We start from the raw sequence: 18,889 nt of genomic DNA on the forward strand, positions 1-18,889 counted from the left end.
CCGGGCGCGCGTCGTCGCCGGCGTCGCGGACGATCCGGAGCCCGATCAGGCCGCCGGCTCCTTGCGGGGGCGGCCGCGGCGGCCAGCGGGCGCCGCCGCTTCCGCGGCGGCCCGCTGCTGCGCCGCGTGGTCGCGCCGCATCTGGCCGAGGCCGAGGCTCTTGGCGAGTTCGGAGCGCTGGGCCGCGTAAGTCGCCGCCACCATCGGGTAATCCGGCGGCAGGCCCCACTTCTCGCGGTACTGCTCCGGCGTCAGGCCCCGGCCCGACAGGTGCCGCTTGAGCGACTTGTAGGGCTTGCCGTCCTCCAGCGAGATGATCGCATCCGGCGACACCGTCTTCCGGATCGGAATCGGCGGAACCGGCTTCTCCGGCGCCGGCGGCGGCGGCGCGGTCAGGACGCTCAGCGTCTCGTACACGGTCCGCAGGACAGCGGGCAGTTCCGCACTCGCGACGCGATTGTTGGATACGTAAGCGGCGACGATGTCGCTCGCGAGTTCCGTCAGATTGGTCACGTTCTCGTCGCTCGTTGCACGCATGGGACTACCCTACCGCACCATCACGCAACCCTTCTCGCGGTCCTGCTGTCCCGTCAATCGATCGAACTCGCGTCTCTTGCAATAATCACAGCTCTGACGAATGATTTTCGCGTCAAATCGACCTATAGTTGCCGTTCGTTTTCCTGATCCCCGGCTTGCGTGCAGAATCTGATATAGAGCGGATATAGACATGCCATTGCGACACGGCCGGCAACGAGGGTGCCGACACGATGCCGCCGTGTCGTTACCGGGCCGGCCGCGAGTGATGCCCGCTCCGACCTGGAATCGCATGGGGCCCGGTTCCGTGCCGGGGGGGACGGCGTGCGACTTCGCCCTCCGGCCGGGGCCGGGCTTCGTTCGCCGAGGCGGTCACCGGCTCGGCGGCGACGATGATGCCGAAGGCATTCCCGCTCAGCCGCCCGGGCAGCCCTGCGTGTCGACGTAGAGGGCATAGAGCGACTGGCTCGCCGCCATGAACAGGCGGTTGCGGTGACGCCCGCCGAAGCAGAGGTTGGCGCAACGCTCCGGCAGGCGGATGCGGCCGATCGGGCGGCCGTCGGGGGCGAACACCATCACGCCGTCGAGATCCGCGTCCATGCCCCAGCCGCACCAGAGATTGCCGTCGACGTCGCAGCGCAGGCCGTCCGGCGCGCCCGGGCCCGCATCGATATGCACCCGCCGGTTGCCGAGCCGGCGCCCCTCCGCCACGTCGAAGGCGAGGATCCGCCGGGTCGGCTCCGCCCGCGATTCCACGAGGTAGAGGATGCGCTCGTCGGGGGAGAAGCAGAGGCCGTTCGGCCCCGCGAGATCCGTCGCCACCGCCTCCAGCTCGCCCGTCGCGCCGTCGATCCGGTAGAGGTTCTGGGGCAGTTCGGGCGCGGCCCGCTCGCCCTCGTAGAAGCCGCCGATGCCGAAGGGCGGATCGGTGAACCACACCGCTCCGTCCGAGGCCACCACCACGTCGTTGGGGGAGTTCAGGCGTTGGCCCGCGAACCGGTCGGCCAGCACGGTGATCGATCCGTCGTATTCCGTGCGCGTGACGCGCCGCCCGCCATGCTCGCAGGTGACGAGCCGGCCCTGCCGGTCGCGGGTGTTGCCGTTGGCGTTGTGCGAGGGTTGGCGGAAGACGCTCACCGCGCCGGTCTCCTCGTCCCAGCGCAGGATGCGGGCGTTCGGGATGTCGCTCCACAGGAGATAGCGCCCGTCCCCGAACCAGACCGGCCCTTCCGACCAGCGGCAGCCCGTGGCGAGCCGCTCGACGGCGGCGTTGAACACCCGGTAGCGGGCGAAGGCCGGATCGAGGATCTCGATGGCGGGATCGGGATAGGATGCGCTCGGCGTCCACACGGGGCAGGTCTCCTCGCCATTCGTCTCGTTGGACCTTGATCGTCGCTGGCGGAGGGCGCAGGGGCAAGGGCAAGGCAAGGGTGCTGGAGCAGGCGCGGAGGAAGACCATGGCCGGAATCGCGCTCTCGGGAGCGGGCGGGCAGATCGGGGGCGTGCTGCGGCCGCGCCTCCTCGCGGCGGGCCACGTCCTGCGCTCGGGCGCGGGCTTCGCGGTCCTCGCGCCCCTCTCCGAGGCCGAGACGGTGGTGCCCGGCGACCTGCGCGACCCGGACACCGTCGACCGCCTGCTCGCCGGCACCGAGGTGCTGGTGCACATGGCGGGCACCAGCGTCGAGCGGCCGCTCCCGGAGGTGGCCGAGAACAACCTCGCGGCGCTCCACGCGGTCTACGAGGGCGCCCGCCGCCACGGCCTGCGCCGGGTGGTGTTCGCGAGTTCCAACCACGCCTTCGGGATGTACCCGGTGACGGAGCGGCTCGGGGAGGACGCGCCCTTCCGGCCGGACGGGTTCTACGGCCTCAGCAAGGCCTGGGGCGAGGCGATGGGCCGGATGTACTGGGACAAGCACGGCATCGAGGGCGTGGCCCTGCGCATCGGCAGCGCCCTGCCCCGCCCCACCGAGCCGCGCCACCTCGCGACCTGGATCGGCCACGACGACCTCGCCGACTTGGTGCTCTGCGCGGCCACCGCGCCCCTGCGGGGCTACCGGGCGGTCTGGGGCGTGTCGGACAACAGCCGCTGCTACTGGGACACGAGCAGCGCCGCCGCGATCGGCTACCGGCCGCGGCAATCGGCGGATGCCTTCGCGGACGCGATCCTGGCGGGCGCCGACCCGCGCGACCCGGTGGCGCGCCGGTTCCAGGGCGGCAGCTTCGCGGCGATCGACTACACGCCCGAGGAGGAACGCCCCGGCGGCGCGCCGCCGGAGCGGGCGTGACGGCGCGCTCCCCTATCTGCGCAAGGGTCCGTCCCCGCTCCGGATCCGCATGGCCACCTTCTTCACCGCCGACACGCATTTCGGCGACGCGCGCATCCTGCGCCTGCGCCCCCGCTTCGCCTCCCTGGAGGAGCACGACGAGACGCTGATCCGCCTCTGGAACGAGGCCGTCTCGCCCGCGGACGAGATCTGGCATCTCGGCGACTTCGCCGCCGGGGCGAGCCGCGAGCGCTGCCGCGCCATCTTCGCCCGGCTCAACGGCACCAAGCGGCTGATCCGCGGCAACCACGACACCAACCGGGTGCTCTCGCTGCCCTGGGCCGAACCGCCCGCCGAGAGCGCCCGCCTGCGCCTCCCCGACGAGACCGGGGCCGAGTGCCGCTTCTTCCTCGCACATTACGCCCACCGGGCCTGGCCCGGCCTGTGGCGGGGCACGCGCCATCTCTACGGGCACACCCACGGCACCATCCCGGACACGCGCCGCTCCTGCGACGTCGGCGTCGATGCCTGGGCCGACCGGCCGGTCGGCATCGCGGCCCTCGTCGCCCGCCAGCAGGCCGCGCGGCTCCTGCCCGACGAGTTGCAGCGCGACGCGGCGCGTGCCCGCAATTCACGTCCCGAGATGCAGGAATGATGTTATATACATCACTCGTGATGCATGATACGGCTGTCACCCGCGAAGGAACCGAGATGATCACCGCCGCACAGATGCGCGCCGCTCGGGCGCTGCTCGGCATCGACCAGCGCCAGCTCGCCGAGATGTCGGGCGTGTCGCTGCCCACGATCCAGCGGATGGAGGCGAGCGAGGGCAACGTGCGCGGCGTCGTCGACACCCTCACCAAGGTGATCGAGGCGCTCAACCGGGCCGGGGTCGAACTCATCGGCGACAACGCGATCAGCCGGGAGGGCGGCCGCGGCGTGCGGCTCGTCAGCCCCAACCCGCCCGGGCCGCCGCGGTGAAGAGCGGCGCCCAACCCTGGAAGACCAGCCATGATCGCAGAGCGGCGCGCGCCCGGCTTCGCGGATCTCTATACCCCTAAGCTCGTCACCATCCTGCGCGAGCGCTACCGCCTCGCCGACCTCAAGGCCGATGCGGTGGCGGGCCTGACCGTCGCCATCGTGGCGCTGCCCCTCTCGATGGCGATCGCCATCGCCTCGGGGGTCACGCCGGATCGCGGCCTCTACGCGGCCATCGTGGGCGGTTTCGTGGTCTCGGCCCTGGGCGGCAGCCGCTTCCAGATCGGCGGCCCGGCCGGCGCCTTCATCGTGCTCGTCGCCGCCACCGTCGAGCGGCACGGGGTCGACGGGCTGCTGCTCGCCACCCTCCTGTCGGGGGTGATGCTGCTCGCCATCGGCTTCCTGCGGCTCGGCACCTTCATCAAGTACATCCCCTACCCCGTCACGGTCGGATTCACGGCGGGCATTGCCGTGATCATCTTCGCCAGCCAGATCAAGGATCTGCTCGGCCTGACGCTGGCCGGCAAGGAGCCGGGGCCGATCGTCCCGAAGGTCGAGGCGCTGGCCGCCGCCCTGCCGAGCCTCAACGGCGCCGCCCTCCTCGTCGCCGCCCTGGCGATCGGGTCGATCCTGGCCCTGCGCCGATTCCGGCCGCACTGGCCGGCCTTCCTCATCGCCGTGGCGGCGGCCTCGCTCCTCGCCTGGGCCCTGCACCTGCCGGTGGAGACGATCGGCAGCCGCTTCGGCGGCATCCCGCAATCGCTGCCGGCACCGCACCTGCCCGCCTTCTCGCTCGCGACCGTGACGGAGGTGCTGCCCGCCGCGCTCGCCTTCGCCCTGCTCGGCGGGATCGAGAGCCTGCTCTCGGCGGTGGTGGCCGATGCGATGAGTGGGCGCCGGCACCGCTCCAACTGCGAGCTGGTGGCGCAGGGCGTCGCCAACATCGCCTCGGCCCTGTTCGGGGGCATCTGCGTCACCGGCACCATCGCGCGCACCGCCACCAACGTGCGCTCGGGCGCGCGCGGGCCGGTCTCGGGCATGCTGCACGCGGTCTTCCTGCTCCTGTTCATGCTGGTCGCGGCCCCGCTCGCCAGCTTCATTCCCCTGCCGGCCCTCGCGGCGGTGCTGGTGGTGGTGGCCTGGAACATGGCCGAGAAGCACGAATTCGCGGTGCTCCTGCGCGCCTCGCCGGGCGATGCGGTGGTGCTGCTCGCGACCTTCGGGCTGGTGGTGTTCCGCGACCTGACGGAGGGAATCCTGGTCGGGTTCGGGCTCGCGGCGCTGCTGTTCCTGCACCGCATGGCGCAGGCGGTGGACGTGGAGCACCGGCCGCTCGTCGCCGAGGACGCGGCCGACGCAGCGGATGAGCGCGCGCCCTACGATGCCCGCCTCGCCAGCGACCCGGACGTGATCGTCTACCGGATCTCGGGGGCGTTCTTCTTCGGGGCGGCCGGGGCGGTGGGCGCCGCCCTCGACCGGCTCGGCGAGCGGCCGAAGGCCTACGTCATCGACCTCTCGGAAGTGCCCCTCCTCGACTCGACCGCCGCCGCGACCATCGCGGGCTTCGTCCGCAAGGCCGAGCGGCAGGGGGCGTCGGTCACCCTCGCGGGCGCCCGCCCGGCGATCCGGCGGGTGCTGCTGACCCACGGCGTGAGGCCGCCGCAGGTGCTTTTCGCGGCGAGCGTGGCGGAGGCCGCGCGGCCGGCCGCCTGAACTCCCGGCTCCCGCTATGACGCGCGTCCCGTCGCCGAACCGGGATTCACTTCGGCGGGACGCGCTCTATCCCCGCACGGCCGCCGCGATGGTGACCGCGGCCGGGGTGGTCGGCCGGCCGATCAGGCGGCTCAGGCTGTGCGAATCGTCGAACAGCGCGCCCGTCGCGGCTCCCGCATCGGAATCGGCAAGCAGGGAGGCGAAGGCCTCCGGCAGGCCCGCCTCGACCAGGGCCGCGCGGAAGGCCGCCTCCGGCAGGTCGCGGTAGGTCACCGGCTGCCCCGAGGCCCGGGCGATCTCGGCGGCGAACGCGGCCAGCGTGTAGGATTCGTCGCCCGCGAGTTCGTGGATGCCCGCCAGAGCCGTCCCGGCGCTCAGCACGGCGGCGGCGGCCTCCGCGTAATCGGCCCGGGCCGCCGAGGCGATGCGCCCCTCCCCGGCGCTGCCGAGGAGGACGCCGTGGGCGAGGGCCGCCGGGATCGAGGCGGCATAGTTCTCCGTGTACCAGCCGTTGCGCAGCACGGCGAAGGGCAGGCCGGATTCCCGCAGGAGCGCTTCCGTCGCCCGATGCTCCCCCGCCAGCCCGAGCGGCGAGGTCTCGGCGTGCAGGAGGCTCGTATAGGCGAGGAAGCCGATCCCCGCCGCCTTGGCCGCCGCGATGACGTTCGCGTGCTGCGCCACCCGCTGACCGATCTCGCTCGACGAGATCAGGAGCAGGCGGTCGATGCCGGCGAAGGCCGCGGCCAGCGTCTCCGGCCGCGCGTAATCGGCCCGGCGCACCTCGACGCCCTCGGCGCGTAGGGCCTCGCCCGCCTCGCCCTCGGGGCTGCGCAGGCCCGCGACGAGGTGCGCATCGGGCGCCCGGCGCCGCAGGGCGGCGATGACGCGGCGGCCGAGCTGGCCGCTGGCGCCGGTGACGAACAGGCGCGGCTGGGACGACGAGGCCATGCGATGGCTCCCCTGTGGGTCTCTTTCCGATACGTGGTACTTATGCGAGACCGATCATCGGCGGAAGGAGGCAGTTTCATGGGACAGGGTGACGTCGAGGGAACCGACCTGGGCGCCCGCACCGCCCTCGCGCAGGCCTTCGCGTCGTGGACCGAGGCCGCCCTCGACCCGGCCCGCTGCCCGGTCCGCGACGTGCTCGACCACATCGGCGACAAGTGGACGACGCTGATCCTGATCGCGCTCGCGGCCGCGCCGCGCCGCTTCAGCGAACTCGCCCGCAGCGTGCCCGACATCTCCAAGCGCATGCTCACCCAGACCCTGCGCGACCTGGAGCGGGACGGGTTCGTGACGCGCCACGTCTTCCCGACCAAGCCGCCGAGCGTGGAATACCGGCTGGCCCCCCTCGGCCTGTCCGTGCTGGAGCCCGTGGCCGCCCTGGTCGCCTGGGCCGAGCGCAGCCATCCGGCGATCCGCGAGGCCCGGAACCGCTTCGATGTGGGTGCGTGAGGGCGCGGCGCTTCCCATGCGTCAGAGAAGGGCGCACCTGCCCGGTTTTTGACCCAGTCGTGAGAGGATTTTGAGCACCGCACCGCTTGCGGCCCACCCCCCACGAAGGTACATCTCCGGCGTCCAAACACGCGATGCGGGAGAGATCGAGGGGCGTCACCGCCGCCTCGGCGCCGACGGAGCAACCGCCCCGGAAACTCTCAGGCACCAAGAACCGTGTCGCCAGGACGATCTGGAGAGAGGTGGCTGAAACAGGCCATCCACCGAAGGGGACGTTCGCCCACGCTCGCGCGTGGCGAATCAAGCTCTCAGGTACCGTGACAGATGGGGCGCAGGGACCGACCGGAATCGGCTCTCTGCCAACTCATGCTCACAGGACCAGATCGATGACCCATATCGCTGTGATCGGCGCCGGCATCACCGGCGTGACGACCGCCTATGCGCTGGCGGAGCGCGGCTACGACGTCACCGTCTTCGACCGCCAGCGCTACGCCGCGATGGAAACCTCCTTCGCCAATGGCGGGCAGCTCTCGGTCAGCAACGCCGAGGTCTGGAACAAGCTCTCCACCATCGTCCAGGGCTTGAAGTGGATGATGCGGCGTGACGCGCCGCTGCTCGTCAACCCGAAGCCGAGCTGGCACAAGTATTCGTGGATGGCGGAATTCGTGGGCCAGATCGGCCGGTACAAGGCCAACACGATCGAGACGGTGCGGCTGGCGCTGGCCTCGCGCGAGCACATGTTCGCCATCGCGGAGCGCGAGAAGATCGACTTCAACCTCGAGAAGCGCGGCATCCTGCATTTCTACCGGGACAAGGCCGGGTTCGAGAAGGCGATGACGGTCAACGCGCTGTTGCGCGAGGGTGGCCTCGAGCGCGACCCGATCACGCCCGAGGAGATCCGGCAGATCGAGCCGACGCTCCAGGGCGCCTATTACGGCGGCTTCTTCACCCCGTCCGACTCGACCGGCGACATCCACAAGTTCACCCGCGGCCTCGCCGAGGCCTGCGCCCGCAAGGGCGTCACGTTCCGCTACGACGCCGCCATCGCGGCGATCGTCCCGCAGGCGGAGGGCGGCTACCGGATCAGCTGGCAGCCGGCGGCGCGGGTCGACGGCGCCCCGGCGGCGGCCGCGGAATCGATGCCCGTCGACAGCGTGGTGATCTGCGCCGGCTGCGCGAGCCGCACGCTCGCCAGCGCGCTCGGCGACCGCGTCAACATCTACCCGGTGAAGGGCTACTCGATCACGGTGCACCTGCAGACGCCCGAGAGCCAGGACGCCGCTCCGACCGTCAGCATCCTCGACGACGCCACCAAGATCGTCACGAGCCGGCTCGGCCGCGACCGCTTCCGGGTGGCCGGCACCGCGGAGTTCAACGGCTTCAACCGCGACATCCGCCACGACCGCATCGAGCCGCTGGTGCGCTGGACCCGCGAGCAGTTCCCGGGCGTGGCGACCGACCGCGTGGTGGCCTGGAGCGGCCTGCGGCCGATGCTGCCGGGGATGCTGCCCCGCGTCGGCCCGGGTCGCCTGCCGGGCATCTTCTACAACACCGGCCACGGCCATCTCGGCTGGACGCTCTCGGCCGCCACCGCCCAGCTCGCCGCCGACGCCGTCGCCCTGAGCCTGCCCGCCGAGCGGCACTACCCGACGGCCCGCGCCGCCTGAGGCCCGCGCAGCCCGTTTCCCGTCAGGGGCGCGACCGGGGCCGATGGCCTCGGTCCGCGAGGGTCTTTGAAGTCCAAAGAGCCCCAACCGAAAGAGCCCCAACCGAACGCCTCTCCAAATCTTTCCGGATGAGGCGGCGGTCTCCTCTCCCCACGAGCGGGGCGAGGCGATGCTCACGACCCGACATGCCAATCCGAAAGCCGGAGCGGGAGAGGAGATCCCGCGTCCAGGCCGGAACTCGCGAGCCAGACCGCAAACCCGGCGATCGCCGGCCCGATCCTGCGCCGCGGGCCGGATCTGCCATGTCCGGAGAACGGAACGGTCGCCCGCGGACGTCCGTTGTGAGGGCCTGCCCGCTCGCGGGCACCCCGATACCGGAAGGGAGACCATCATGAAGCGTGCCTTGTCCGTCGCGACCGCCTTGGCGCTCCTCGGCACCGCCGCCGTGGCGCAGACCCGCGCGACGAACCCGCAGAACGAGCCGCCCGGCCAGCGGATGCAGGAGCGCGGCAGCGTCAAGGGGACCACCGGCGCCTCCGGCTACACCCCCGGCCACGAGATGCAGAGCACCGGCAGCGTGAAGGGGACGTCCGGGGCCTCGGGCTACGCGCCGGGCCACGATCCCGCCGCGTCGCGGAACACCGGCACCGGCCGCTGAGCACCCCGGAATGAGGCCGGGCGGGCGCATCCCGCCCGGCTCTCTCACCGCAGGGCGTTCTCGAAATAGACCTCGGGACCGCCGAGGGCCTCGACCAGCGCGGACCGGGCGCGGCTGACGCGGCTCTTCACCGTGCCGACCTGGCAGTGCATCAATTGGGCGGCGGCCTCGTAGGTCAGCCCCCGCACCGCCACGAGGAGCAGGGCCTCCCGCTGGAGCGGCGGCAGGCACGCCACCTGACCCCAGACCTCGCGCAGCGCGATCCCCTCCTCCTGATCCGGCAGGGCGATCATCCGCGCGGCCGCGGCATCGTCCACATCCTCCACCTCCCGGCGCCGCTTGCGCGCGACCGTGTAGAACTGGTTGCGCAGGATCGTGAACAGCCATGCCTTGAGGTTGGTGCCGGCCTCGAACCGGTGCTGGTTCTGCCAAGCCCGCAGCAGCGTCTCCTGCACGAGGTCGTCCGCCTGGGCGACGGTAGTGGTGAGCGACAGGGCGAAGGCGCGCAACGCCGGCAGCGTCGCGAGAAGCTCGTCGCGGAAGGAGAAGGCGGGCCTGAGCGCCGCCAGCGCCGCATCCAGGCGTCCGACGAGGTCGACGAGCGGCATCGGCTGCGGCTCGGCGAGCAAGGCCGCGTAGCAGGCCCGGAGATGCAGGCCGAGGTGGTCCCGCAGGAAGGGCGGCAGGTCCGGCCGCGCGTCGAGCGGGCCCTCGGTCGTCAGAAGCGCGGCGGCCCGGGCGGTGGTGGCGAGTCCATCCTCGATGGACGGAACGTGGCTGTCGGTTCGCAAGTGGCTCTACCCCCGGCTTTTGCGTCGGCCAAGCTGTTCGCCAGGAATGTCGTCAGACTGAAACCGTTCCAATCAGGATTGCCATTTTTTCCCGGGCAACCGGTCATATGCAGTCGATCTCCCATGCGGCGGAAGGCAACCGCAGAACTTGTTGTCATAAATGACAATTGACGCGGTCCGGGTGCTCGGGAGAGGGGTTCGATCACGCCGCATAGTCATTAAATTGTGCCCTATTTGATTGCCTTTATCCATCACGGAGCGACCGGAACTGGTCGCTCGGGGGTGGCGTTGAGGGGCCGTCTCTGAACACGACAAGGAGATCGACCGATGCGTCAGACCCTGCTCGCCCTCACCGCTCTCGCTGCCGTCACAGGAATTTCCTCCGTCGCCCTGGCCGAGGAGACCACGGTCATTCGCCGGGACGGTCCGGCGGACACGGTGGTGGACCGCTCCACCACCGGCACGGTCGAGAAGAAGACCGTGACCCGCTCCTCGGACGGCATGGGCTGCGGCTCGAAGACCGTTCACAAGGAGAACGACCTCGGCGAGTCCAAGACCGTGCACAAGGAAGGCTGCGACTGAGGCCCGGCCGCGCCGGCCCCGTCCGGCGGGCCGGCGCGGAACCAACCACGCGGCCTCCCGTTCCTGGCCTCTCCCGCAAGGAGGTCTGCAAGGAGGTCTGAATGCGTCTTGGACGCCTGCTCTTCGCCCTGATGTTGATCTGCGGCTTCGGCTCCGCTCTGCGGGCCGAGCCGATCGCCGACCGGGTCCCGGCGGCCGCTCCCACCGCCTGGACCGGCTGGCATGGCGGCCACGGGTGGCACGGCGGGCGCGGCTGGCACGGGCGCCACCTCGGCTGGCACCGGCACGGCTACGGCCGGCCCTTCGCCTCCCGCACCCTGCGCTACGGCTACCGCCCGGTCGGCTATTATCCGGCCCGCTACGGCTACCGGCACCGCCACTGGCGGCACTCCGGCTGGCACCATCGTCCGCATTGGCGGCACTACGGCTGGCATCACCGGCCGTCCTGGCGCCATGCCGGCTGGCGCCATCGCCACTTCGGCTGGCGCCACCATCACTGGCGGCATCACGGCTGGCATCGCGGCCATCACCACGGCTGGCGTCACGTCCGCTTCGGCTATTGATGCGGGAGCGGCCGGTCCGAGGGACCGGCCGCTGTCCGGTCGCCGGTACGGCTGCCTGGATTGCCGAGCCGGATCACCATGTTTCCATTGTGCGCGCATCGACCGTGCCATATCAGGGGCGGCGCATCGGGAAATGACCGCGGCAAGTCATGGTTCACAGGCAGAACGGCACGATCGTCTCCTTCAATCATGACGGGGAAACGATCCGTTTCTTTGTCAAGGACCCCGCTGAAGAGATCCAGAAATATCATTACCGGGGTGAGTTCTACGAACTCGACGAGCTCAGGATCATCGAGCGGTATTATGAGAGGGGAACCGTGTTCGCCGATATCGGCACGAACATCGGCAACCATGCGATCTTCGCCGAGCGGATCCTCAAGGCGCCGGAAGTGATCGTGTTCGAGCCGAATCCGGTCGCCATCGATTACATGAACATCAACTTCGCCCTCAACGAGTGCCGCAACATCAACCGGCAGTATCTCGGGCACCCGATCTCGGACGTGACCGGGAAGGCGATGCACATCACGCTGTCGCCGGAGAACAACCTTGGGAACACGGTGTTCGGCCTCGACGAGGAGGGGCCGTTCCGGACGATCACCGGCGACCATGCGCTCGCCAAGCGCCCCGTGGGCTTCATCAAGATCGACACGGAGTTGATGGAATTCGAGACCCTGCGGGGCCTCGAGCGCACGCTGGAGCGCTGGCGGCCGACGGTGTTCGTGGAGGTGATGGAGGAGCGCGAGGGCGAGCTCGCCGCCTGGGCGGCCGCGCGCGGCTACCGGATCGCCGAGAGCCAGAAGCGCTACCTGCTGCTGCGCAACTACGTCCTGGTGCCGGTCGATCCCCTCATCCGGCAGGTCCGGCAGCGCCGCCGCAAGGCCCGGATCGGCGCGGCGATGGCGCGGCTCCGCAAGCAGGCGCTGGCCCGGCTCCGGGGCTGAGCGCGCCTCAAGCCACCCCGGCGGGGGGCTTCAGCGTCGCGCCGATGCGCGAGGAGGCGATGACCGCCTGGGTGCGGCTCTCGACCCCGAGCTTCTGCAGGATCGCCGAGACGTGGGCCTTCACGGTGGCCTCGGAGACCGACAGCTCGTAGGCGATCTGCTTGTTGAGCAGCCCCTCGGACAGCATCATCAGCACCCGCACCTGCTGGGGCGTCAGGGTCGCGAGGCGGCGCATCAGGTCGGCGGTCTCCTTGTCCTCGGAGGCCGACAGCGCGATGTCGGGAGGCGACCACGTCCCGCCCGCCAGAACCTGCCGGATGGCCTCGCCGATCTCGTCGATGTCGAGGGATTTCGGGATGAAGCCCGCCGCGCCGAAATCGAGCGCCCGGCGGATCACCACCGGATCCTCGTTGGCCGAGACGATCACCACGGGAATCGCCGGGTGCTGCGCCCGCAGGTAGATCAAGCCGGAGAAGCCCTGCACGCCCGGCATGGTGAGGTCGAGCAGGATGAGATCGACCGCGTCGTCACGGTCGAGATGCGCCGTCAGCGCGTCGAGACCGTTCGCCTCGACGATCCGGGCGTCCGGCAGGATCGTGCCGACCGCCCCGCGCAGGGCGCCCCGGAACAGCGGATGGTCGTCGGCGATGACGATGGTGGTCTCGGAACTCAAAGCGGTACCTCCCGCCTCCGCGCGAAGGAGCCTCGAACCCGGCGACCGGCGGCCCTCTTTAGAAGGACCTTAAGACCTTGCGGCCCTGCCGACAATTTCGGCGCGCTGCGGATTCGTCGCTGTCCCGCCCGATCACGCGCCGAGACAATGCAGGATCACCTCGCGGCGATGCGCGCGGTCGCGGTGCTCGACCAGGTAGAGGCCCTGCCAGGTGCCGAGGACGAGGCGCCCTTCCGCCACCGGCACGGCGAGGCTCGCGTCGGTCAGCATGGTGCGGATATGGCCCGGCATGTCGTCCGGGCCCTCGGCATCGTGCACGTAGGCCGCGTGGCGCGGGGCGAGCCGGTCGAGGGCGGTGAGCAGGTCGGTGCGCACGTCCGGGTCGGCATTCTCCTGGATCGTCAGGGAGGCCGAGGTGTGGCGGCAGAACACGGTGAGCAGCCCGTGGGCGAGGCCGCTCTCGCGCACGAAGGCGGCGGCATCGGCGGTGATCTCGGTGAAGCCCGGCCCCTGCGTGGTGACGGTGAGCCGGCCCGTCGCCTGCCGCGTCACCGCCCCCTCCGCGATCCGCTCGATGCGCCTCATGACACCATCTCCCGTCCCGGCATCACCTCGCGCTCGCCGCGTGCCAGGATCTTCTCCAGGGTCTCGATCCGGTCGGCCTCGGCGGGGGGCTTGTCCCAGCGGATCCGGTTCACCCGGGGAAACCGCATCGCCACCCCCGACTTGTGCCGGGTCGAGCGTTGCAGCCCCTCGAAGGCGATCTCCAGCACCAGCCCGCGGACCGGGCCGTACTCCACCTCGCGCACCGGGCCGAAGCGCTTGACCGTGTGGTTGCGGACGTAGCGGTCGAGCTTCGCCAATTCCTCGTCGGTGAAGCCGTGATAGGCCTTGCCCACCGGAACCAGCTCCTCGCCGCCCTCCGGCGCCTCCCGCCAGACCCCGAACGTGTAGTCGGAATAGAAGGAGGAGCGCTTCCCGTGGCCGCGCTGGGCGTACATCATCACCGCGTCGACGAGGTAGGGCTCGCGCTTCCATTTCCACCACGGGCCCTTGGGCCGGCCGGGCACGTAGGCGCTGCTGCGGCGCTTGAGCATGATGCCCTCGATCGCGTCCGCATCCGCCCCCGCCCCGACCGCGGCCGGGTCGGCCCGGGCGGCGGCCAGCTCGGCCCAGTCGCGGAAGGGCACCAGGGGCGAGAGGTCGATCCGGGCATGGTCGAGCCCGCCCACGAAGGCTTCGAGCCGCGCCCGGCGCTCCGCGAAGGGCAGCGGGCGCAGATCCTCCCCGTCGAGGGCGAGGAGGTCGTAGGCCCGCACATGGGCGGGAAAATCCTGGAGCAGCTTCGGCGTCACCGCCTTCCGGTTCAGCCGCTGCTGGAGGACGTTGAAGCTCTGCACCCGCCCCTCCCGCAGGATCAGCAGCTCGCCGTCGAGGGCGCCCGCGAAGCCGATCGCCTCGGCGAGGTCGGGGAACGCGCCGGAGATGTCCTCGCCGGTGCGGGAATAGATCCGCGCGACCGGCTGGCCGGCGCGGTCGCGCCCGCCGACGAGCTGCACCCGGATGCCGTCCCACTTCCACTCGGCTGAGAAGGCTTCGGGGTCGAGCTTGGCGAAGTCGCTCTCCTCGTCGATCGGGTGCGAGAGCATGGCCGGCCGGAACGGGGCCGGGTTGAGGGTCTCGGGCCGCTCCGCCCGTCCCTCGACCCAGGCGAAGAGCGGCCGATAGGGGGCTTTCAGCCCGTGCCAGACCTCCTCGACCGCATCGGCCTCGAGCCCGCCGAGGCTTGCCACCGCGGTCTTGGCGAGCCGGGCCGAGACGCCGACGCGCAACTCGCCGGTGATGAGCTTGATCAGCGCCCAGCGGCCGGTCTCGTCGAGGACGTCGAGCCAGCCCGCGAGGCGCGCGGGCAGCTCGCCCTTGCCGATGGTGGCGAGCGCCTCCACCACCTCGCCGAGGCTCGGCACGCTGGGCGGGGGATTGTTGTGGCCGATTCCCCCGGCCTGCGGGGCCTCCGGCGCGGGCCAGATCAGCGCCGTCGTCTCGGCGAGGTCGCCCACGTAGTGGTAGGACATCCGGAACAGCACCGGATCGACCCGCTCCTCCACGAGGCCGCGGATCAGGTTGGGCTTGGCCTCCCGGAAGCTCAGCGCCCCCGTCATGGCGGCGAGTGCGTAGCCGCGGTCCGGATCCGGCGTATGGGCGAAGAAATCCTGCAGGAGCCTGAGCTTGGCGTTGCGGCGGGGCTCGTAGGCGAGGCGGTCGAGGAGATGGGCGAAGTCGTTCACGCGGCGCCCTCGGTCGCGGAGCTTCCCTCCGGCGCGGGCTCCCGGGCGGGCTCCTGCTCGGCCTCGCCCTCGTCGCCGTAGCCTAGCATGTGGAGCGGGCGGGCCGCGATGCCTTGCGTCGCGCACCAATGCACCAGAGCGTCCTCCTGGCCGTGGGTGACCCAGACCTCGCCCGCCCCGGTCTCCCGGATGGTGCGGCAGAGGTCGTCCCAGTCCGAGTGGTCGGAGACCACCAGGGGCAGCTCCACGCCCTTCTGGCGGGCGCGGGCGCGCACCCGCATCCAGCCCGACGCGAAGGCGGTGACCGGATCGGGAAACTTGCGCGACCACAGGTCCTGGATGGCGGAGGGCGGGCAGAGCACGATAGCCCCGCCGAGCTTCGGGCGGTCCGCGGCGGCCACCTTCGGCGTCTCGCCGAGGGGAATGCCTTCGCGCTTGTAGAGTTCGGTGAGCTTCTCGAGGGCGCCGTGCAGGTGGATCGGCGCGTCGTAGCCGGCCTGCCGCAGGAGCGCCATCACGCGCTGGGCCTTGCCGAGGCTGTAGGCGCCGACGATGTGGGTGCGCTCGGGGAAGAGCCGCACGGAATCGAGCAGGCGGGCGACCTCCGCCGCCGCGTCCGGGTGCCGGAAGACCGGCAGGCCGAAGGTCGCCTCGGTGATGAAGACGTCGCAGGGCACGACCTCAAAGGGCAGGCAGGTCGGGTCGGCGGCGCGCTTGTAGTCCCCCGAGACCACGATGCGGCGCCCCCCCGCCTCGATGGCGATCTGGGCCGAGCCGAGGACGTGGCCGGCGGGCGCGAAGCGCACCGTGACGGAGCCGGAGCCGGAGCCGAGGCGGATCGCCTCCCCGAGCCGCGCCTCCTGGCGGGCGCCGCAGAAATCCTCGCCGTAGCGCACCGCCATGATGCGCAGGGTCTCGGGCGTCGCCAGCACCCGTCCGTGGCCGGCGCGGGCATGGTCGGAATGGCCGTGGGTGATCAGCGCCCGCGGCACCGGGCGGACCGGATCGACGTGGAAGTCGCCGAGGGGGCAGTAGAGGCCCTCGCGGGTGAGGGTGAGGATGTCGCCGTCTGTGCGTGCCATGCTGGTCCGGGAAATGCGCGACACCGTATATAGGCGCCACGCGTCCCGCTTCCCGTTTCCGCAGCCACCCGATGTCCGTGCCCCTCCGCTCCTCCGGCGACCTCCTCGCCGACCGCCGCTACGTCTGGGCCGAGGCCGCCCTGGCCGAGGGCGACGCCGCCGCCGCCGCCGACCTCGCCGAGCAGGTGATCGAGCGCGTGCCCGGCTACGGGCCGGCCTGGCTGCTGCTCGGCCGCGCTCGCGAGATTCTGGCGGGCGACGACCCGGAGGCGCGCGCGGGGGCCCGGCACGCCTTCGCCCAGGCCCTCGACCTCGATCCGGACGACGCGCTGGGCGCGCGCCTGCGCCTCGCCCAGCTCGGGGCGCCGGACGACGCGGCGGCCCTCTCGCCGGCCTATGTGCGGGCCCTGTTCGATGCCTATGCGGGGCGCTTCGAGCGGCACCTCGTCGAGGGCCTGGGCTACCGCGCCCCGGCGATGATCCGCGCGGCCCTGCTCGCGGCGGCGCGGGGCCGCCCCCTGCCCTTCCGGCGCGCCCTCGATCTCGGCTGCGGCACCGGGCTCGCGGCCCGGGCGCTCGACGACCTCGCAGAGACGATCGAGGGGGTGGATCTCTCGCCCGGCATGCTGGCGCAAGCCCGCCGCCTCGGCCGCTATGCGGCCCTGCACGAGGGTGACCTGACTGCTTTCCTCGCCGGGCAGCCGGAGGGGAGCGCCGACCTCGTGGTGGCGGCGGACGTCTTCGTCTATGTCGGCGACCTCGGGCCCGCCTTCGCGGGCGTTGCCCGGGCCCTGAGCGCGGACGGGCTGTTCGCCTTCACGCTGCAGGCGCAGGCGGGCGAGGGCGCGGTGCTGGGGCCGGACGGGCGCTACGCCCACGCGGAGGCGCTGGTGCGCCGGGAGACCGCGGCGGCCGGGCTGGCCATCGTCACCCTGGAGGCCGCATCGACCCGGCGCGAGCGCGGCGAGGACGTGCCGGGCTGGCTCGCGGTGCTCGCCCCGGCGGCATGAGGCAAGTCTGCCCGGCATCCTGATGTCTGGCGTGTGCCGCGATCGCGATCGGGCGCGTCCGCGAGGCCGCGACGACGCTCCCGCGGATGGGGCGCGATCGCGCCTCGACGGGTCCGGGGTCGCGGGGTAGAACCCGCCCCGCATTCGATTCTTCGATTTCCCTGTCAGGAGGCTCCATGTCGGAGACCACGCCGTTTCGTCGCGTGCTCGTGAAGCTCTCCGGCGAGGCCCTGGCGGCCCCGGACGGCTACTGGCTGCATCCGCCGACGCTCGCGGCCCTCGCCGATGATATCGCCCGCACGGTCGCGGCGGGCTTTCAGGTCGCCCTCGTGGTCGGCGGCGGCAACGTGATCCGGGGCGCGCGGGTCTCCGCCGCGGGCTGGATCGACCGGGCGACCGGCGATTCCCTCGGCATGATCGCCACGGTGATGAACTCCCTCGCCCTGGAGACGGCGCTCAACGCCGCCGGCGTCACCGCCCGCACCATGTCGGCGGTGTCGATGCCGACGATCTGCGAGACCTATGCCCGCCAGCCGGCGCTCCATCACCTCGACAAGGGGCAGGTCGTGGTGCTGGCCGGCGGCACGGGCAACCCCTACTTCACCACCGACACCGCCGCGGTGCTGCGCGCCGCCGAGCTGCGATGCGACGCCGTGCTCAAGGCGACGCAGGTCGACGGCGTCTACTCGGCCGATCCCAAGACCCATCCGGACGCCGTGCGCTACGACCGCCTCACCCACGACGAGGCCATCGCTCGCGACCTCAAGGTGATGGACACCGCCGCCTTCGCGCTCGCCCGCGAGAGCCGGCTCTCCCTGGTGGTCGGCTCGGTCCATCCGCCGAGCTCCGTGACGGCGATCCTGACCGGGGAGGCGCCCGCCACCCGCGTGGTCCCCTGAACCATTTGTCGGCGGAGCCATTTGCGGCAGGTGCGGTTTTGGTCCATTGAAGCCCAAACGGGAGACGGGCTCGGGCGCCCGTCCCCCCGACGCATGGTCCGTCTCGGGAAGAGCAGGAATGGCCACCCCCACCTTCGATCTCGCCGACCTCAAGCGCCGCATGCAGGGCGCGGTGAATTCGCTCAAACACGACCTCGGCTCGCTGCGGACCGGTCGGGCGAGCCCCACCCTGCTCGACCCGATCCAGGTCGAGGCCTACGGCGCCGCGATGCCGATGACCCAGGTCGCGACGATCAGCGTGCCCGAGCCCCGGCTCCTCAGCGTCGCGGTCTGGGACCGCGGCATGGTGAGCGCCGTCGAGAAGGCGATCCGCGAATCCGACCTCGGCCTCAACCCGATGACCGAGGGCCAGACCATCCGGCTGCGCATCCCCGAGATGAACGAGCAGCGCCGCAAGGAGATGGTCAAGGTCGCGCATAAATACGCCGAGGAGGCCCGCGTCGCCGTGCGCCACGTGCGCCGCGACGGGCTCGACCTGCTCAAGAGGCTGGAGAAGGACGGCGCCATCAGTCAGGACGACGAGAAGCGCCAGGCGGATCAGGTGCAGAAGATCACCGATCAACACATCGCCGAGGTGGATCAGACCTTGGCAGCGAAGGAAAAGGAGATCATGCAGGTCTGACCCGGATCGGCATGATTCTTCGGGAGTGCAAGATTCTTCGGAGTCGCAAGATTCTTCAGAGTCGAGAGCAGCGCGGGCCCTGAGGCCCGCGCGCAGGTTTGGGGCCGGA

At 71.4% G+C, this 18,889-nt stretch carries 21 protein-coding genes and 2 riboswitches; of the genes, 13 read left to right on the top strand and 8 right to left on the bottom strand.

From position 1 onward, the window contains the following. Window positions 1-45 precede the first annotated feature (45 nt). Both ACE101_RS08065 and ACE101_RS08070 read right to left on the bottom strand, forming a co-directional pair. A complete protein-coding gene (locus ACE101_RS08065) occupies window positions 46-537 on the bottom strand; it encodes a Ros/MucR family transcriptional regulator (protein ID WP_379127694.1) in 492 nt (163 codons plus the stop codon). A 411-nt stretch (window positions 538-948) separates the two neighbouring features. Then, window positions 949-1,884, bottom strand: coding sequence for an SMP-30/gluconolactonase/LRE family protein (locus ACE101_RS08070; RefSeq protein WP_379127696.1), 936 nt, complete (start codon window positions 1,882-1,884; stop codon window positions 949-951). Window positions 1,885-1,991: 107 nt separating this feature from the next. Between ACE101_RS08070 and ACE101_RS08075 the strand changes: the two genes are divergently transcribed. The 4 genes from ACE101_RS08075 to ACE101_RS08090 are packed head-to-tail and all read left to right on the top strand — an operon-like array spanning window position 1,992 to window position 5,489. Then, the gene (locus ACE101_RS08075) at window positions 1,992-2,819 is read left to right on the top strand and encodes an NAD-dependent epimerase/dehydratase family protein (protein WP_379127699.1); all 828 of its coding nucleotides are present in this window, start codon (window positions 1,992-1,994) and stop codon (window positions 2,817-2,819) included. Window positions 2,820-2,868: 49 nt separating this feature from the next. Next, a complete protein-coding gene (locus tag ACE101_RS08080) occupies window positions 2,869-3,453 on the top strand; it encodes a metallophosphoesterase (protein ID WP_379127701.1) in 585 nt (194 codons plus the stop codon). A 56-nt stretch (window positions 3,454-3,509) separates the two neighbouring features. Continuing rightward, window positions 3,510-3,779 carry a helix-turn-helix domain-containing protein gene (locus tag ACE101_RS08085; RefSeq protein ID WP_379127704.1) on the top strand — a complete coding sequence of 90 codons (270 nt, stop codon included), beginning with the start codon at window positions 3,510-3,512 and terminating at the stop codon, window positions 3,777-3,779. Window positions 3,780-3,809: 30 nt separating this feature from the next. Continuing rightward, on the top strand, window positions 3,810-5,489 hold the full coding sequence (locus tag ACE101_RS08090; RefSeq protein WP_379127706.1) for a SulP family inorganic anion transporter: 1,680 nt from the start codon (window positions 3,810-3,812) through the stop codon (window positions 5,487-5,489). Between the two features lie 66 nt (window positions 5,490-5,555). On the opposite strand, the gene ACE101_RS08095 is transcribed toward ACE101_RS08090, so the two are convergent. After that, window positions 5,556-6,437 (bottom strand): NAD(P)H-binding protein, encoded by an 882-nt coding sequence (locus ACE101_RS08095; RefSeq protein WP_379127709.1) that lies wholly within the window; start codon window positions 6,435-6,437, stop codon window positions 5,556-5,558. Between the two features lie 78 nt (window positions 6,438-6,515). Between ACE101_RS08095 and ACE101_RS08100 the strand changes: the two genes are divergently transcribed. The 3 genes from ACE101_RS08100 (at window position 6,516) to ACE101_RS08110 (ending at window position 9,269) form a co-directional block, all read left to right on the top strand. Beyond that, window positions 6,516-6,944, top strand: coding sequence for a winged helix-turn-helix transcriptional regulator (locus ACE101_RS08100; RefSeq protein WP_379127712.1), 429 nt, complete (start codon window positions 6,516-6,518; stop codon window positions 6,942-6,944). A gap of 127 nt (window positions 6,945-7,071) precedes the next feature. Continuing rightward, a riboswitch (glycine riboswitch) is annotated at window positions 7,072-7,171 on the top strand. 3 nt (window positions 7,172-7,174) lie between these two features. Then, a riboswitch (glycine riboswitch) is annotated at window positions 7,175-7,270 on the top strand. 60 nt (window positions 7,271-7,330) lie between these two features. Then, entirely contained in the window at window positions 7,331-8,611 is a 1,281-nt protein-coding gene (locus tag ACE101_RS08105) for a D-amino acid dehydrogenase (RefSeq protein WP_379127715.1), read from the top strand. Window positions 8,612-9,002: 391 nt separating this feature from the next. After that, window positions 9,003-9,269, top strand: a complete 267-nt coding sequence (locus tag ACE101_RS08110; protein ID WP_379127717.1) for a hypothetical protein — start codon at window positions 9,003-9,005, stop codon at window positions 9,267-9,269. 44 nt (window positions 9,270-9,313) lie between these two features. On the opposite strand, the gene ACE101_RS08115 is transcribed toward ACE101_RS08110, so the two are convergent. Then, window positions 9,314-9,991 (bottom strand): sigma-70 family RNA polymerase sigma factor, encoded by a 678-nt coding sequence (locus ACE101_RS08115; RefSeq protein ID WP_379138537.1) that lies wholly within the window; start codon window positions 9,989-9,991, stop codon window positions 9,314-9,316. 396 nt (window positions 9,992-10,387) lie between these two features. On the opposite strand from ACE101_RS08115, the gene ACE101_RS08120 reads away from it, so the two are divergent. The 3 genes from ACE101_RS08120 to ACE101_RS08130 all read left to right on the top strand — a co-directional run bounded on the left by ACE101_RS08120 (window position 10,388) and on the right by ACE101_RS08130 (window position 12,146). Then, window positions 10,388-10,642 (top strand): hypothetical protein, encoded by a 255-nt coding sequence (locus tag ACE101_RS08120; RefSeq protein ID WP_379127720.1) that lies wholly within the window; start codon window positions 10,388-10,390, stop codon window positions 10,640-10,642. 101 nt (window positions 10,643-10,743) lie between these two features. Further along, window positions 10,744-11,205 (top strand): VrrB protein, encoded by a 462-nt coding sequence (locus tag ACE101_RS08125; protein WP_379127723.1) that lies wholly within the window; start codon window positions 10,744-10,746, stop codon window positions 11,203-11,205. Between the two features lie 317 nt (window positions 11,206-11,522). Then, entirely contained in the window at window positions 11,523-12,146 is a 624-nt protein-coding gene (locus tag ACE101_RS08130; RefSeq protein WP_441005376.1) for an FkbM family methyltransferase, read from the top strand. Window positions 12,147-12,153: 7 nt separating this feature from the next. On the opposite strand, the gene ACE101_RS08135 is transcribed toward ACE101_RS08130, so the two are convergent. The 4 genes from ACE101_RS08135 to ACE101_RS08150 form a co-directional block, all read right to left on the bottom strand. Further along, the gene (locus ACE101_RS08135) at window positions 12,154-12,819 is read right to left on the bottom strand and encodes a response regulator (protein ID WP_379127729.1); all 666 of its coding nucleotides are present in this window, start codon (window positions 12,817-12,819) and stop codon (window positions 12,154-12,156) included. Window positions 12,820-12,951: 132 nt separating this feature from the next. Further along, window positions 12,952-13,404, bottom strand: a complete 453-nt coding sequence (locus tag ACE101_RS08140; RefSeq protein WP_379127731.1) for a secondary thiamine-phosphate synthase enzyme YjbQ — start codon at window positions 13,402-13,404, stop codon at window positions 12,952-12,954. Then, on the bottom strand, window positions 13,401-15,107 hold the full coding sequence (locus tag ACE101_RS08145; RefSeq protein ID WP_379127734.1) for a cisplatin damage response ATP-dependent DNA ligase: 1,707 nt from the start codon (window positions 15,105-15,107) through the stop codon (window positions 13,401-13,403). The genes ACE101_RS08140 and ACE101_RS08145 overlap by 4 nt, the downstream gene beginning before the upstream one ends. Continuing rightward, a complete protein-coding gene (locus ACE101_RS08150; RefSeq protein WP_379127736.1) occupies window positions 15,104-16,189 on the bottom strand; it encodes a ligase-associated DNA damage response exonuclease in 1,086 nt (361 codons plus the stop codon). Before ACE101_RS08150 ends, ACE101_RS08145 begins: the two co-directional genes overlap by 4 nt. A gap of 71 nt (window positions 16,190-16,260) precedes the next feature. On the opposite strand from ACE101_RS08150, the gene ACE101_RS08155 reads away from it, so the two are divergent. The 3 genes from ACE101_RS08155 (at window position 16,261) to frr (ending at window position 18,780) form a co-directional block, all read left to right on the top strand. Continuing rightward, on the top strand, window positions 16,261-17,199 hold the full coding sequence (locus tag ACE101_RS08155; RefSeq protein WP_379127738.1) for a class I SAM-dependent DNA methyltransferase: 939 nt from the start codon (window positions 16,261-16,263) through the stop codon (window positions 17,197-17,199). 176 nt (window positions 17,200-17,375) lie between these two features. Then, window positions 17,376-18,098: a UMP kinase gene (pyrH, locus tag ACE101_RS08160; RefSeq protein WP_379127740.1), complete on the top strand. Its 723-nt coding sequence runs from the start codon at window positions 17,376-17,378 to the stop codon at window positions 18,096-18,098. A 118-nt stretch (window positions 18,099-18,216) separates the two neighbouring features. After that, window positions 18,217-18,780 (top strand): ribosome recycling factor, encoded by a 564-nt coding sequence (frr, locus tag ACE101_RS08165; protein WP_379127743.1) that lies wholly within the window; start codon window positions 18,217-18,219, stop codon window positions 18,778-18,780. The last annotated feature ends 109 nt before the right edge of the window (window positions 18,781-18,889 follow it).

Origin of the sequence: Methylobacterium carpenticola (genome assembly GCF_042748905.1) — a bacterium.
Taxonomy (GTDB): Bacteria; Pseudomonadota; Alphaproteobacteria; order Rhizobiales; family Beijerinckiaceae; genus Methylobacterium; species Methylobacterium carpenticola.

Bases quoted from the DNA above. Each gene is read 5' to 3' on its own strand.
- ACE101_RS08065 (WP_379127694.1), bottom strand. From the start codon at position 537: ATGCGTGCAACGAGCGACGAGAACGTGACCAATCTGACGGAACTCGCG.
- ACE101_RS08075 (WP_379127699.1), top strand. From the start codon at position 1,992: ATGGCCGGAATCGCGCTCTCGGGAGCGGGCGGGCAGATCGGGGGCGTG.
- ACE101_RS08080 (WP_379127701.1), top strand. From the start codon at position 2,869: ATGGCCACCTTCTTCACCGCCGACACGCATTTCGGCGACGCGCGCATC.
- ACE101_RS08085 (WP_379127704.1), top strand. From the start codon at position 3,510: ATGATCACCGCCGCACAGATGCGCGCCGCTCGGGCGCTGCTCGGCATC.
- ACE101_RS08090 (WP_379127706.1), top strand. From the start codon at position 3,810: ATGATCGCAGAGCGGCGCGCGCCCGGCTTCGCGGATCTCTATACCCCT.
- ACE101_RS08095 (WP_379127709.1), bottom strand. From the start codon at position 6,437: ATGGCCTCGTCGTCCCAGCCGCGCCTGTTCGTCACCGGCGCCAGCGGC.
- ACE101_RS08100 (WP_379127712.1), top strand. From the start codon at position 6,516: ATGGGACAGGGTGACGTCGAGGGAACCGACCTGGGCGCCCGCACCGCC.
- ACE101_RS08105 (WP_379127715.1), top strand. From the start codon at position 7,331: ATGACCCATATCGCTGTGATCGGCGCCGGCATCACCGGCGTGACGACC.
- ACE101_RS08110 (WP_379127717.1), top strand. From the start codon at position 9,003: ATGAAGCGTGCCTTGTCCGTCGCGACCGCCTTGGCGCTCCTCGGCACC.
- ACE101_RS08120 (WP_379127720.1), top strand. From the start codon at position 10,388: ATGCGTCAGACCCTGCTCGCCCTCACCGCTCTCGCTGCCGTCACAGGA.
- ACE101_RS08125 (WP_379127723.1), top strand. From the start codon at position 10,744: ATGCGTCTTGGACGCCTGCTCTTCGCCCTGATGTTGATCTGCGGCTTC.
- ACE101_RS08140 (WP_379127731.1), bottom strand. From the start codon at position 13,404: ATGAGGCGCATCGAGCGGATCGCGGAGGGGGCGGTGACGCGGCAGGCG.
- ACE101_RS08150 (WP_379127736.1), bottom strand. From the start codon at position 16,189: ATGGCACGCACAGACGGCGACATCCTCACCCTCACCCGCGAGGGCCTC.
- ACE101_RS08155 (WP_379127738.1), top strand. From the start codon at position 16,261: ATGTCCGTGCCCCTCCGCTCCTCCGGCGACCTCCTCGCCGACCGCCGC.
- pyrH (WP_379127740.1), top strand. From the start codon at position 17,376: ATGTCGGAGACCACGCCGTTTCGTCGCGTGCTCGTGAAGCTCTCCGGC.
- frr (WP_379127743.1), top strand. From the start codon at position 18,217: ATGGCCACCCCCACCTTCGATCTCGCCGACCTCAAGCGCCGCATGCAG.